A 14375-nucleotide genomic window follows, 5' to 3' on the forward strand; every position below is an offset into this window, starting at 1 on the left:
CCGGAATAAGAATTCCGATTCCATTCATAGAAGACCTATCCAGGCATCGCGCGATTTCCCTTGCGCGCAGCCGAATATTCAAGGAGACATCGCATGAGCTCATGTTGCCCAGAACGGGTCCGTAATCCTGCCTTCGACGCGCCGCATATCGGCGAACCGCTCGATGTCGCGTTCGATGCCGGTGTGAATCTCGCCTTCGCCATCGCCGCGCCGACGGTGCCGCCGCGCCTCACCGAACACTCGCGGCGCATGGCGCAGCGTATCTATCGCGTCGCGGAGCGCGTGTATTGCGCGGTCGGCTATGCGATCGCGAACATCATCTTCGTGGTGGGCGATGACGGCGTCGTGGTCATCGACGCGACCGAAGCGGTGTCCGCTGCGAAACGCATCTATGAGGACTTCTGTGCGATCGATCCGCGGCACGCCGCGCTGCCCGTCAAGGCCGTGGTCTACACGCACAACCACACGGACCATACCGGCGGCGTGCGTGCCTTCGTCGACGAAGCCGCGCTCGAGGCGGGCAGCGTCGAGATCATCGCGCATCGCTCCTTGATGGACACCGTGATCAACAACGCGAACCTCGTGGCGCCGATTCTCGCCACGCGTTCGGCGTACAGCTTCGGCACGCTGCTGCCGCCCGGTGCGACCGGCAAAGTCAACGCGGGTATCGGGCCGGTGCTGATCGCCGAGCCGGCGAGCTTCTTCGCGCCGACTCGCGTGTTCGACGACAAGCTCGACATCGTGCTGGCGGGCGTACGTTTCGAGTTCCGCTACGCGCCCTCGGAAGCCGACGACGAAATCGTCATGTGGCTGCCCGAACTCGGCGTGCTGCTCTCGGCAGAAGTGATCCAGGGCGAATGCCTCGCGAACGTGCATACGCTACGCGGCACGCGCTACCGCGACCCGGTGCGCTGGTATCAGACGATCGACATGATGCGCGGCTTCAACGCGGTGCACATGGTGCCGGCGCATGGCCGTCCGGTATCGGGTGCCCAGTATGTCGCCGAAGTGCTGTGCGTGTATCGCGACGCGATTCAGTTCATCCACGACCAGACCATCCGCCACATGAACTTCGGGCTGAGCCCGGACGAACTCGCTGAGGCGATTCCCGCGCTGCCCCCGCATCTCGCGGAGCATGCGTGGCTCGGCGAGTACTACGGCACGGTCAAGCATTCGGTGCGACAGGTGTATAGCGGCCAACTCGGCTGGTTCGATGGCGATCCGGCCTCGCTCGATCCGCTGCCGCGCGTTGAACGTTCAGAGCGTATGGTGAAGATGATGGGCGGCGCGGAAGCGGTGCGCGCCGCGGCGCTCGTCGCGTTGGACGATTCGGACTGGCGCTGGGCCGCGGAGCTGGCCACGCTGCTGGTGCGCCGCGATAAAACCGACGCCGACGCGCGCAATATCAAGGCGAGCGCATTGCGCGAGTTGGGCTACCGCACGGTGAACACCAACTGGCGCAACTGGTATCTGAGCGCGGCGCGCGAACTCGAGCACGCCTACGAGGAACTGCCGTTTGGGGGCAGCGCCAGTCTCGCCTCGGTGGATGTGTTGCGCGCCCAGCCGTTGCGCAATGTGTTCCAGCGCTTCAGCGTGAACGTCGATCCGGAACGCTGCGCCGATGTGCAGATGACGCTCGTATTCCGCGTGACGGATCGCAATGAAACCCATGCGCTCGAATTGCGGCGTGGCGTGTTGCAGATTCACGAGCGGACACCTTCGGCGATCGACGTTCAACTCGCGCTGGAAACCAGCACCCTGTACGGCATACTGCGCGACATGGCGACGCAGTTGCCGAAGTGCCTGGAGAGCGGCACAGTCATGCTGGAGCGCGGCACGGCTGAGCAGTTGCGTAGATTCTTCGATTGCTTCGACCGGCCTGCGCGGCGTATGCCCGCACTGACTGGTCGATAGAAGCAGCGCGGCTCGCATCGGCGCGCCGGCGCGGCGGCACATCGTGCATTGGCGCATCGCGATGCGAAACCCAAGGAGGAGACATGGAAAAAATCTGGTTGAAGTCCTATCCGCCGGGCGTACCGGCGGAGATCGACGCCACGCGGTTCAGCTCTGTCGGCGATTTGCTGGAGCGGAGTTTTCAGACGCACACCGCCGAGCGCGCGTTCGTCTGCATGGGCCGCGAATTGACCTACGGCGAGCTCGATGCGAAGTCGCGCGACCTTGCCGCGTGGTTTCAATCGGTAGGTCTTGCGCGCGGTGCGCGAATTGCCGTGATGCTGCCGAATGTGTTGCAGTATCCGGTGGTCATGGCGGCGATCCTGCGTGCCGGTTACGTGGTGGTGAACGTCAATCCGATGTATACACCGCGAGAGCTCGAGCATCAGTTGAACGACAGCGGCGCAGAAGCGATCGTGCTGTTTGAACCGTTCGCGAAGACGCTCGAGGCTGTGCAGGCGCGCACGTCGATCAGGCATGTCGTGTTGACCTCGATCGGCGAGATGCTCGGTGCCGGAAGTCCTGAGATTGCGGACAACGTGCCGCCAACTGCGTGCATTGCGTTTAACGATGCAATCGCGCGTGGTTCGGACGCAGGCTTCACACCCGTCGCGCTCACGCAAAACGACGTGGCGGTGCTGCAATACACCGGTGGTACCACCGGTGTCTCGAAGGGCGCGACCCTGCTGCACGGCAATCTGATTGCCAACGTCCTGCAATCGGAGTTGTGGCGCGAACCGGTTTATCGTGGGCGCACCGACATCAAGCAGTACATCACGGTTGTCGCGCTGCCGCTGTATCACATCTTCGGGTTGACGGTCTGCGGCTTGCTGACGATGCGTTGCGGCGGCCTGGGCATCCTGATTCCGAATCCGCGCGATCTGCCGGGACTGATCAAAACCTTGCAAGGCTACGCGATCAACTCGTTCCCTGGCGTGAACACCATGTACAACGCGCTGCTGAACGAACCCGACTTCAAAACGCTCGACTTTTCGAAGCTGGTGCAATCGAACGGCGGCGGCATGGCGGTGCAGCAGGCCGTCGCGCAACGCTGGCAAGCACTGACCGGCGTGCCGATTGTCGAAGGTTATGGGCTCTCGGAAACCTCGCCGTGCGCCACTACCAATCTGCCGACATCCACCGTGTTCACCGGGACGGTCGGCTTGCCGCTACCGTCCACGGATATCTCGATTCGCGACGATGCTGGCCGCGAAGTGCCGCCCGGCGAACGCGGCGAAATCTGCATTCGCGGACCGCAGGTGATGGCCGGCTACTGGAACCGTCCCGATGAAACCGCGCAGGTGATGACGCCGGACGGCTTCTTCAAATCCGGCGACATTGGTGTGATGACGGAAGAAGGCTTCGTGAAGATCGTCGATCGCAAGAAAGACATGATTCTGGTTTCGGGCTTCAACGTCTACCCGAACGAAATCGAGGACGTGGTCGCGAAGCATCCGGGCGTGTTCGAAGTGGTGGCGCTCGGCGTGCCGGATGCGGAGTCGGGCGAGGTGGTGAAGCTTTACGTCGTGAAGAAAGACCCGGCGCTCACCGAGGCGGACATTTTCGCGTTCTGCAAGGAGCAACTGACGGGTTACAAGCGCCCCAAGATCGTCGAGTTCCGCAGCGAACTGCCGAAGACCACCGTCGGCAAGATTTTGCGGCGCAGTTTGCGCGACGAGGTGAAAAGCGTGGGTTGATGAAATCGGGCGTGCCACGCGTCTCGCCGCGTGTGGCGCGCGCTGCAGCGCAGCGTGATTCCGGGTACATTGTCATTCTCGACATCACGCACTTGGGAGTACACGATGCGCCTGCTTCACACCATGCTCCGGGTCGGCGACCTGGACCGTTCGATTGCCTTCTACACCGACATCCTCGGTATGAAACTGCTGCGCCGCGACGATTATCCGGATGGCAAGTTCACCCTGGCCTTCGTCGGCTACACGGACGAGCGCGACGGCACCGTCCTTGAATTGACGCACAACTGGGACACGCCGTCGTATGACCTCGGCAGCGGCTTCGGGCACCTCGCTGTCGAAGTCGAAGACGCGTACGCGGCATGCGACAAGATCAAGGCCCAAGGCGGCAAGGTCGTGCGTGAAGCCGGCCCGATGAAACACGGCACCACCGTGATCGCTTTCGTCGAAGATCCGGACGGCTACAAGATCGAGTTCATCCAGAAGAAAAAGTGACGTAGGCGCCGGGCGAGGACAAGCAATGAATAACAGCAATCCCTACTTCAAAGAACTTGGCGACATTCACGTCGAAATCCAGGCCTTGTTCGACGGCTCCGCGGATCACGCCGCGCTGGATCGCATCATGGCGCGCTTCGCTCCGCAATTCACGCTGGTCATGCCGTCCGGTCTAGCACTCGACCACGCGGGCCTGCGCGCGATTTTCGCGAAGTTGAACGGCGCGCGTCCCGGCTCGCAGATCGAAATCCGCGATATGGAGATCGTGTCCGAGTATCCGTCGGGCGCGGTGGTGAAATATCGTGAGTATCAGAGCGACAGCGCGGGTAATGCGAACGTGCGGCGCTCGACAGCGGTGATGGATCTCGATGCGCACGGCAAGGTGACGTGGCGTCACCTGCAGGAAACGTTCTGCACGGAATGAGAGGCGGGTTTCAGAGGGCCGGGGCTTCGGGTTGAAGCGCCGGCTTGAAGAGTACGTGACTTCATGACCGAAGGCCGAAGTCATGAAGGGCCGAAGAAAACCTGAAGGCCTTAAAGCGTCGGCAGCAATTCCGGCGGATGCGACTTCAACGTCTGCCGCGCTTCGCGGAATTCCGGAAAAATCGACTCGACCGTCTGCCAGAAGCGCGGGCTGTGATTCATCTCGCGCAGATGCGCCAACTCGTGCGCCACGACGTAATCAATGATCGAAAGCGGGAAGTGGATCAGCCGCCAGTTCAGGCGGATTTTGCCGTCGCTCGAACAACTGCCCCAACGCGTAGCTGCTGAGGAGAGCGCATACGCGCGATAGTTGACGCCGAGCTTCTCCGCGTAAATCGCGAGACGCTCGCCGAACAGGCGCTTTGCTTCGCCTTGCAGCCAGCCTTGCACGCGATCCTTGATCTGCTGCGGATCGGCGTGCAACGGCAACGGCACTTGCAATGCGCCTTCATTCGCGTTGAACGCCAACATGCCTTGCGGCGAGCCGAGAGTCACGCGCACCGGCTGACCGAGATACGGCACTTCCGCACCGTCTTTCCAGTCGACCTTGGGCAACGCGCGCTGTTCGACACGCGTTTGCCACTCGATCAGCTTCGTGAAAATCCAGCGCTGCTTTTCGGTGATCGCGGTTTCGATATCGGCGAGCGTGACCCAACGTGGTGCGGTAATCATCAGGCCGGTGCTGTCGATCGCAAAGCCGATCGAGCGGCGTGCCGAGCGCTTGAGCACATAGTGCAGCGTGCGCGAACCAATGGTGAGGCTGCGCAGCTTGGTACCGTCCGGTGCGAGCGGCACAGCCGGCTGCTGCCCGCTTTGCGAGCCCGCCAAAGGTGCGGAGGGTGTTGGGGACGACGACGTCGACCCCGGCTCGGCGAAGAGCGGGAGATCGAGCTGCCGGTTATCGAGCGCCGCAGCGGGCTGCGACGTAGGAGACTTCTGCATCGGATTCGGCTTCGCGCAAATGCGCCTTCGAGGGCGCGGGCGCGTCAGATTGGTGCGGCGGCGGAGGTGCTATCCGCCGCGCGGTACGCAGTAGGATCGATGCGACGCATTTCTGCTTCGATCCACTGTTCGACGCGCGTGTTCACTTCATCGGGCGTGAGCCCCGTGGTGTCGATCGGCTTGCCGATCGACACTGTGACTATACCCGCATATTTGAGAAACGAGTTGCGCGGCCACACCCGTCCGGCGTTGTGCGCGATCGGCACGACCGGGGCGCCGGCAGCAATCGCGAAACGCGCGCCGCCTGTTTTGTACTTGCCTTGCTTGCCGGTCGGCGTACGCGTACCTTCCGGAAACATGATCACCCAGGCGCCTTCCGCCATGCGCGCTTTGCCTTGCTTGATGACCGAGTCGAACGCGTACTTGCCTTCCTTGCGATCGATGTGGACCATCTTCAGCAGGCCCAGCGCCCAGCCAAAAAACGGCACGTACAGCAGCTCGCGCTTGAACACATAGCACATCGGCCGCGGCATCAGCGCCGGAAACGCCAGCGTTTCCCATGCCGATTGGTGCTTGGACAGCAGCACGGCCGGACCATCGGGAAGATTCTCGTAACCCTCGATCTTGTAGCGGATGCCGTTCAACCAGCGCGCCGTATGGAGCGTGGCGCGGCACCAGCCGGCCGCCATCCAGTAACGCTTGTCGGCGTGCATGAACGGAAACGCAATGAAGCACGCGATCGCGTACGGCACCGTGAAGAGCAAGAGGTAGATCAGCAGCAGCAGTGAACGAATGAAGCGCATCGGCGTGGTCAGTGAGGGTTGGGGACGCGCGTGACGCGCATCACTCTTGAGCGTCGGAAAGGAAGTCGAGGGCGAACGCGCGCAGATCGTCGTGCACGCGCGTGCCTTCGGGCAAGCCGCCGGCCTGGAGCGTCTTGCGGCCCTTGCCGGTCAGCACCAGATGAGTCGGATGTCCGAGCGACGCACCGGCTTGCAGGTCGCGCATCGCGTCGCCGACCACCGGCGTATTTTCCGGATCGACTTCGAAACGTTCGGCGATCATCTTGAGCATGCCGGGCTTCGGCTTGCGGCATTCGCACTGATCCTGCGCCGTATGCGGGCAGAAGAACACCGCGTCGATACGTCCGCCGACCGCCGCCGCCATGCGATGCATTTTCAGATGCATGGCATTGAGCGCGTTCATGTCGAAGAGGCCGCGGCCGATGCCCGACTGGTTGGTCGCGATCGCAATGCGATAACCCGCCTGGTTCAGCCGCGCGATGGCTTCGAGCGAACCGGGCAGGGCGACCCATTCGTCCGGCGACTTGATGAACGCGTCGGAATCGACGTTGATCACGCCGTCGCGGTCGAGGATCACCACTTTTTTGGTCGGCATGGCGCGGGGCTCAGGCGGCGAGTCGGGAAATGTCGGCGACGCAATTCATCTGCTGATGCAGCGCGCCGAGCAAAGCCAGACGGTTGGCCCGCAACGCGGGATCTTCTGCGTTGACCATCACGTCGTTGAAGAACGTGTCGACCGGTTCACGCAGCGCGGCGAGCGCGGTCAGTGCGCCCGTATAGTCGCGCGCGGCGAGTTGCGATTGCACGCGCGGTGCCACCTGTTCCAGCTGCGCATGCAAGGCTTGTTCCGCCGCTTCGCCCAGCAGCGCGACCTGCACGCCGCCGTTCGTGGCGCTTTCCGACTTCTTCAGGATGTTCGAGATACGCTTGTTGGCCGCCGCGAGCGAGGCCGCTTCCGGCAGCGCCGCGAACTCGCGCACCGCATCCAGGCGCGCGACGATGTCGTCGAGGCGCGTAGGGTTCAGTGCCAGCACCGCGTCGATTTCGCCCGGTGCATAGCCACGTTCGCGCAGCAGACCGCGCAGACGGTCCATGCTGAATTCGTAGATCGCCTGCGTTGAATCAGCGACGCCCGGCACGGCGGCGAATTGCGCGTAGGCGGTGCGCAGCAGTTCGACCAGATCGACCGGCAGTTGCTTCTCGACCAGAATCCGCAGCACGCCGAGCGCATGACGGCGCAGCGCGAACGGGTCTTTCTCGCCGGTCGGTTGCAGGCCGATACCCCAGATACCGACCAGCGTTTCGAGCTTGTCGGCAATCGCGACCACGGTGCCGGTTGCCGTGGCCGGCAACGCATCGCCGGAGAAACGTGGCTGATAGTGTTCCGAGCACGCCAGGGCGACTTCTTCCGGCTCGCCGTCGTGGCGCGCGTAGTACGTGCCCATCGTGCCTTGCAGCTCGGGGAATTCGCCGACCATGTCCGTGATCAGGTCAGCCTTGGCGAGGCGCGCGGCGCGCTTTGCCAAGGCGACATCCGCGCCGATCAGCGAGGCAATGGCACCCGCTAGCGCTTCGACGCGCTCGACGCGTTGCAGCGCCGAACCCAGCTTGTTGTGATACACGACGTTGGCGAGCAGCGGCACGCGGTCGGCGAGCGGCTTCTTCTTGTCCTGCTCGAAGAAGAATTTTGCATCGGCCAGGCGCGGACGCACCACACGTTCATTACCTTCGACGATATCGCCCGGCGTTTTGGTTTCGATGTTCGACACGATCAGGAAGCGCGAGCGCAGCTTGCCGTTCGCATCCGTCAACGCGAAGTATTTCTGGTTCGTCTGCATGGTCAGGATCAGGCATTCCTGCGGCACTTGCAGGAATTCGTCCTCGAAACGGCAGGCGTAGACCACCGGCCATTCGACCAGCGAATTCACTTCATCCAGCAGCGATTCCGGCATCACGACCTGGTCGCCGTCGGCTTGCGCGAGCAGATGCGTGCGGATGGTTTCCTTGCGGTCAGCGAAATTCGCGACCACGCGGCCCTTGTGCATCAGCGTCTCGGCATACGAATCCGCGTGCTGGATCTGCACGAAGCCTTCGGACAGGAAGCGGTGGCCGAGCGTGGTGTCGTCGGCATCGACGCCGAGCGCCGTGACCGGCACGACCTGTTCGCCATGCAGCGTGGTCAGGCGTTGCACCGGGCGCACGAATTGCACATTGGTGCCGTCCGGGCGCTGATACGTCATGACCTTCGGGATCGGCAGCTTGGTGAGCGTTTCGTCGAGCGCGGCTTGCAGGCCTTCGGCGAGCGTGGCACCCGGCGCGGCGTAGCGCAGGAAGAAGGCTTCGGCCTTACCGTCCTGCGCGCGCTCCAGGTCGTTCACCGAAAAATCGGGGAAGCCGAGCGCGGCCAGTTTTTTCGCGAGCGGCGCGGTGGGTTGGCCGTCTTTATCGAGCGCGACGGAAACCGGCAGCACTTTTTCGCGCACGTGTTTTTCCGGCGCGACCGAACGCACGTTCCTGATCGTGACAGCGAGGCGGCGCGGCGTGGCGTAACGCTCGAACGACAGTTCGCCTTCGACCAGGTCGCGCGCCGCGAGGCGCTGCGCGATGCCTTCGGCGAACGCGTCGCCGAGACGCGCGAGCGCTTTCGGCGGCAGTTCTTCGGTCAGCAGCTCGACCAGCAGGGTAGCTTGATGGGGTTGAGTCATTTCTTGATGTTCTCGTCAGTCCTGGTCGATCTTGCGTTCGACTTTCAGCGGCGGCGCCCACGCGGGCATGGCGGCATCTTGCTCGTCGGTCGTCAGGCCGGGCACGCCGTGCACCGGATTGCCGAGCATCGGGAAGCCGAGTTTTTCGCGCGAGTCGTAGTAAGCCTGGGCGACCAGCTTCGACAGTGCACGGATGCGGCCGATATACGCCGCGCGTTCCGTGACGGAAATCGCGCCGCGCGCGTCGAGCAGGTTGAAGGTATGGCCGGCTTTCAGCACGAGTTCATAAGCGGGCAGCGCGATCTGCGCTTCGATCATGCGCTTCGCTTCTGCTTCGTAGCTGTTGAAGTTCGAGAACAGCAACTCAACGTTCGCGTACTCGAAGTTGTAGGTCGACTGTTCGACTTCGTTCTGGTGATACACGTCGCCGTACGTCAGGCGTCGAAGTTCCGGGCCGTTCGGGCCTTGCTCTTCCCACTCGGTCCAGACCAGGTCGTAGACGTTCTCGACCTTCTGCAGATACATGGCCAGACGTTCGAGACCGTAGGTGATTTCGCCGAGCACCGGCTTGCAGTCCAGACCGCCGACTTGCTGGAAGTAGGTGAACTGGGTCACTTCCATGCCGTTCAGCCACACTTCCCAGCCGAGACCCCATGCGCCGAGCGTGGGGTTTTCCCAGTCGTCTTCGACGAAGCGCACGTCGTTCTGCTTCAGGTCGAAGCCGAGGGCCGCCAGCGAGCCGAGGTACAGGTCGAGGATGTTTTCCGGAGCCGGCTTCAGCACGACCTGGTATTGGTAGTAATGCTGCAGGCGGTTCGGGTTCTCGCCGTAGCGGCCGTCTTTCGGGCGGCGCGACGGCTGCACATAGGCGGCTCGCCACGGTTCCGGGCCGATCGCGCGCAGGAAGGTGTGGACGTGGGACGTACCCGCGCCGACTTCCATGTCGATCGGCTGGAGCAACGCGCAACCCTGCTTGTCCCAGTAGGACTGCAGGGTCAGGATGATTTGCTGAAACGTGAGCATGAAGTGCCTTTCGGGCATGGGGCCGCGCCGTAAGCGCCGAAGCGCGCGAGCTGGCCGTGGAGCGAAGTGCTAAACCGTAGATTTTAACGGAAAGGGAGGGGGGTGTCCGTTTTGCGGGGTCGGACGGGAATCGAAGTGTTCTCCAAACGAAAAAAGGCCGCTTGAGGCGGCCGATTGTCGTTCGTCTTCTCGCAAAGTGCGGCGTCGGCTAACTGCTCAAACTCATCAACGCATGCGTGGCGGAATTCGCGTCCGTCACCTCGACAAACCCGTCGATCTCCATCTCCAGCTCCCGCGGCAGTGCAAGCATATTGCACGACAGCAACCTGCCGTAGATATTCTCCGCGCGCTCAAAGAAATTCCCCGGGTTGAACAGCGGCGGCAAATGCCACCACAACCGGTATTCCTTCGACCACAACCACTCGATCAACGCCTGAGACCGATCGAGCCGGTCGTTCTCCACGTAAATCACCGGCCGCGAGCGGGCGATCGTTTCCTCCGCGCCCAGCAGCGCATTCAACTCGAACCCTTCCACGTCGAGCTTCAGCAGTCCCACGGTATGCGAGCGCAGCACGTCGTCCAGCCGCACGCACGGAACCGGGATCGTATTTGCCGCAGCCTCTGTTTGCATCGACACGCCGCCAAAGTTGCCCGGCGCGTCATAGTCGGGCCGCGCAAAATGCAGCGTCCCCGCGGTCGCTCCGCACGCATACGGCCAGGCCAGCACGTTGCGCACGCCATTGGCCGAAAGATTCGCGCAGAGGTTCTGAAAGATCACCGGCTGCGGTTCGAAAGCGACTAGCACCTGGCGGCGCGCCTGTGCCTCACGAGCCAGCATGATCGTATGCACGCCGATATTCGCGCCGACTTCCACGACGATGCCCGGCTGCACCAGCAACTGTCGCAACACGGCAGATTCGAGTTCGCTGCATTCACCATATTCGATGAGTGCGCGGCCGAGATAGAAGTCGTTCGGATTGGCGAGCATCCAGCCATGACGGGTCTGGACAAGTTGCGTGTGCTCGCCGAGCGGCAGCGGAAAAGAGGAGGGCGTAACCATGGACATTGAGCGGGAAAAAGACCACGCAAATGTACGGTCCGTCGCTGTCCTTGTATATGAGACGAGCTCTCAAGGATTCTTATTTTTCTGCAAGAATTCGCCGTCAAAACCTAAGACTGAAGCGACGATCGGCCCGCAAGCCGATCGCCTTCACCGCCAGATCAAGTCGCGGCCAGTTCAACTTTCGGTGCAAACGAATCGCTTTGCGCCATAGGCCAATATTTCTCGTACAGCGTGTAGCGATAGTTGCCGTTCAGCAGATCGTTCGGCTCGAGATACTTCAACAGTTCGGACATCAAGCGCACCTCATGCGACGATACGCGCCGCACGATGTGATGTGCGCGCAGTTCCGCCGGATGCTTGAGCCCCGTGGCCTGAATGATTTCCTTCAGCGCATGCAGCGTGTTGTGATGGAAGTTGAATACACGTTCGGCTTTGTCCGGAACCACCAAAGCGCGCTGACGCACAGGGTCCTGCGTCGCGACGCCCGTCGGGCAGCGTCCGGTGTGGCAGGTCTGCGCCTGAATGCAGCCGACGGCGAACATGAAGCCACGCGCCGCGTTGACCCAATCCGCGCCGATTGCAAGCGTCTTCGTGATGTCGAACGCGGTAATCATCTTGCCGCTCGCGCCGATGCGGATGCGTTGACGCAAGCCGATGCCGACCAGCGTGTTGTGCACCAGTAGCAGCCCTTCCTGCAACGGCACGCCGACGTGATCGGTGAACTCCAGCGGCGCGGCGCCCGTGCCGCCCTCCGCACCGTCGACCACGATAAAGTCCGGCAGAATCCCCGTCTCCAGCATCGCCTTCGCAATGCCGAAGAATTCCCATGGATGCCCGATGCACAGCTTGAACCCGGTCGGCTTGCCGCCGGACAGCGTGCGCAAGCGGTCGACGAATTCGAGCAGGCCGCGCGGCGACGAGAATTCGGAGTGGGTGGCGGGCGAGATGCAATCGCGACCCATCGGCACGCCGCGCGTTTCCGCAATCTCGGGAGTGATCTTCGCGGCCGGCAACACGCCGCCGTGACCGGGTTTCGCACCTTGCGAGAGCTTCACCTCGATCATCTTCACTTGCGGCTCGGTGGCCTGTTTGGCGAACTTCTCCGCGCTGAAGGTACCGTCGTCGTTACGGCAGCCGAAGTAGCCCGAGGCGATTTCCCAGATGATGTCGCCGCCGTGCTCGCGGTGGTATTTCGACATCGAGCCTTCGCCGGTGTCGTGCGCGAAGTTACCTTTCTTCGCGCCGAGGTTCAGCGCCATGATCGCGTTCGCCGACAGCGAGCCGAAGCTCATCGCGGAGACGTTGAAGATCGACATCGAATAAGGTTGCGCGCGGTCGGGCCCGACGACGACACGGAAGTCGTGGTTGTCGACTTTGGTCGGCGCGAGCGAGTGGCTGATCCATTCGTGCGCGACAGCTTTGACGTCGAGTTCGGTGCCGTACGGGCGGCTATCCACGTCGTTTTTCGCGCGCTGATAGACGATGCTGCGTTGCGCGCGCGAGAACGGTTTCTCGTCGGTATCGTCCTCGACGAAATACTGGCGGATTTCCGGGCGGATGAATTCGAACAGGAAACGGAAGTGGCCCCACAGCGGATAGTTGCGCAGAATCGCGTGGCGATCCTGCGTCAGGTCGAACAGACCGAGCGCGACGAGCGCCACCGGCACGATGATCCAGAACCACGAAATGTGATGCGTCGCGGCGAGCGCCGCACAGGCTGCGAGCAGCACGACTGCGCACCACATTGCCAGATAACGTCGAGAAAACATGGGGACTCCAGTGCAGTGGGGATCGTCGCGGAGGGATCGTCGACGCTGTCGGCGCGGACGGAATCCGCCGTGAAGGGAAACGAACAACTGCTTGTTATGGTGAAGCTTGCTGCGGCTCGAAGGTGAATCGCGTGGGCGAAGCGTGAAGTCTGAAGCTTGAAGACGAAGCATGCAGGTGAAACGGGTGCGGCGACGCCAGGCGTTGCCGCACGATAACATCCATGGCTCAACGGGCGGTAAGCAACGCTGCCTTTTGCGGCTGACGTACGCTTGGCTGCCCGGTCACCGCGTGTTCGATGATGCCGCCGCCGAGGCACACGTCGCCATCGTAGAGCACCGCCGATTGCCCCGGTGTGACAGCCCATTGGGCGTCGTCGAAATTCAGTTCGAAGAGGCCTTCGCCTGCACCTGTCGCACCGGCCGCCGCGCTGAAGGAGCACGGTGCATCCGCTTGCCGGTAACGGGTTTTCGCGCCGCACGCGAAACCCTCAGCCGGCGGTTCGCCCGCGACCCAGCTCGTATTGCCCGCGCTCAACGTATGGCTCAGCAGCCACGGATGATCGTGGCCCTGCGCGACATACAGCGTGTTCGAGGCAATATCCTTGCCCGCGACGAACCACGGCTCGCCGCTGCCGTCCTTGCTGCCGCCGAGGCCGATGCCCTTGCGCTGCCCGAACGTGTAGAACGCGAGGCCGATGTGCTCGCCGATCACTTTGCCGTCGGTGGTTTTCATCGGACCGGGTTGGGTTGGCAGATAGCGGTTCAGGAAGTCGCGGAACGGCCGTTCGCCGATAAAGCAGATGCCGGTCGAATCTTTCTTCTTCGCATTCGGCAGCGCGATCTGTTCGGCGATTTCGCGGACTTTGGTTTTCGGAATCTCGCCCAAAGGAAACAGCGTCTTCGACAACTGCGCCTGGTTCAGCCGATGCAGGAAGTACGACTGGTCTTTCGTATGATCGAAGGCCTTCAGCAGTTCGAAGCGGCCGTTGTTCTCACGCACGCGCGCATAGTGGCCGGTCGCGATGGTTTCCGCGCCGAGCGACATCGCGTGATCGAGGAAGGCTTTGAACTTGATCTCGGCGTTGCACAGCACGTCCGGATTCGGCGTGCGGCCGGCCGAGTATTCGCGCAGGAATTCGGCGAACACGCGGTCCTTGTATTCGGCGGCGAAGTTGACCGCCTCCACGTCGATGCCGATCAGGTCCGCGACCGAGACGACGTCGATCCAGTCCTGCCGCGTCGAGCAGTACTCGCTGTCGTCGTCGTCTTCCCAGTTTTTCATGAACAGGCCGACCACGTCGTAGCCCTGTTCCTTCAGCAGCCACGCGGTAACCGACGAATCGACGCCGCCCGACATGCCTACTACGACTTTCTGCTTGCTCATAAGGTGCTCACTGGGTACCGCGTGACTTCATTGATCGTGGGATGACCGTGTTGCCCGGCCG

At 62.4% G+C, this 14375-nt stretch carries 12 protein-coding genes; 4 read left to right on the forward strand and 8 right to left on the reverse strand.

Translation table 11 applies throughout. From position 1 onward, the window contains the following. Nucleotides 1–93 precede the first annotated feature (93 nt). From KHO23_RS01445 to KHO23_RS01460, 4 genes are all read left to right on the forward strand, one after another. The gene (locus KHO23_RS01445; protein ID WP_211608985.1) at nucleotides 94–1914 is read left to right on the forward strand and encodes an alkyl sulfatase dimerization domain-containing protein; all 1821 of its coding nucleotides are present in this window, start codon (nucleotides 94–96) and stop codon (nucleotides 1912–1914) included. 83 nt (nucleotides 1915–1997) lie between these two features. Continuing rightward, nucleotides 1998–3650: a long-chain-fatty-acid--CoA ligase gene (locus tag KHO23_RS01450; RefSeq protein ID WP_211608986.1), complete on the forward strand. Its 1653-nt coding sequence runs from the start codon at nucleotides 1998–2000 to the stop codon at nucleotides 3648–3650. A 105-nt stretch (nucleotides 3651–3755) separates the two neighbouring features. Further along, nucleotides 3756–4142: a lactoylglutathione lyase gene (gene gloA / locus KHO23_RS01455; RefSeq protein ID WP_211608987.1), complete on the forward strand. Its 387-nt coding sequence runs from the start codon at nucleotides 3756–3758 to the stop codon at nucleotides 4140–4142. 25 nt (nucleotides 4143–4167) lie between these two features. Beyond that, nucleotides 4168–4566, forward strand: a complete 399-nt coding sequence (locus tag KHO23_RS01460; RefSeq protein WP_211608988.1) for a hypothetical protein — start codon at nucleotides 4168–4170, stop codon at nucleotides 4564–4566. 110 nt (nucleotides 4567–4676) lie between these two features. Here the strand turns inward: KHO23_RS01460 and KHO23_RS01465 are convergent, their stop codons facing one another. From KHO23_RS01465 to mnmA, 8 genes are all read right to left on the reverse strand, one after another. After that, the gene (locus tag KHO23_RS01465) at nucleotides 4677–5567 is read right to left on the reverse strand and encodes a M48 family metallopeptidase (RefSeq protein ID WP_211608989.1); all 891 of its coding nucleotides are present in this window, start codon (nucleotides 5565–5567) and stop codon (nucleotides 4677–4679) included. Nucleotides 5568–5611: 44 nt separating this feature from the next. Further along, nucleotides 5612–6370 carry a lysophospholipid acyltransferase family protein gene (locus KHO23_RS01470; protein ID WP_211608990.1) on the reverse strand — a complete coding sequence of 253 codons (759 nt, stop codon included), beginning with the start codon at nucleotides 6368–6370 and terminating at the stop codon, nucleotides 5612–5614. Between the two features lie 40 nt (nucleotides 6371–6410). Next, a complete protein-coding gene (gene gmhB / locus KHO23_RS01475; protein ID WP_211608991.1) occupies nucleotides 6411–6965 on the reverse strand; it encodes a D-glycero-beta-D-manno-heptose 1,7-bisphosphate 7-phosphatase in 555 nt (184 codons plus the stop codon). Between the two features lie 10 nt (nucleotides 6966–6975). Beyond that, nucleotides 6976–9075 carry a glycine--tRNA ligase subunit beta gene (gene glyS / locus KHO23_RS01480; RefSeq protein ID WP_211608992.1) on the reverse strand — a complete coding sequence of 700 codons (2100 nt, stop codon included), beginning with the start codon at nucleotides 9073–9075 and terminating at the stop codon, nucleotides 6976–6978. 15 nt (nucleotides 9076–9090) lie between these two features. Next, nucleotides 9091–10098 carry a glycine--tRNA ligase subunit alpha gene (gene glyQ, locus KHO23_RS01485; RefSeq protein WP_211609814.1) on the reverse strand — a complete coding sequence of 336 codons (1008 nt, stop codon included), beginning with the start codon at nucleotides 10096–10098 and terminating at the stop codon, nucleotides 9091–9093. 208 nt (nucleotides 10099–10306) lie between these two features. Next, a complete protein-coding gene (locus KHO23_RS01490; RefSeq protein ID WP_236066690.1) occupies nucleotides 10307–11158 on the reverse strand; it encodes an FkbM family methyltransferase in 852 nt (283 codons plus the stop codon). Between the two features lie 161 nt (nucleotides 11159–11319). After that, a complete protein-coding gene (locus tag KHO23_RS01495) occupies nucleotides 11320–12930 on the reverse strand; it encodes an FMN-binding glutamate synthase family protein (RefSeq protein ID WP_211608994.1) in 1611 nt (536 codons plus the stop codon). A gap of 226 nt (nucleotides 12931–13156) precedes the next feature. After that, nucleotides 13157–14314: a tRNA 2-thiouridine(34) synthase MnmA gene (gene mnmA / locus KHO23_RS01500; RefSeq protein WP_211608995.1), complete on the reverse strand. Its 1158-nt coding sequence runs from the start codon at nucleotides 14312–14314 to the stop codon at nucleotides 13157–13159. Between the last annotated feature and the right edge of the window lie 61 nt (nucleotides 14315–14375).

This window comes from Paraburkholderia haematera, from assembly GCF_905220975.1.
Lineage (GTDB): Bacteria > Pseudomonadota > Gammaproteobacteria > Burkholderiales > Burkholderiaceae > Paraburkholderia > Paraburkholderia haematera.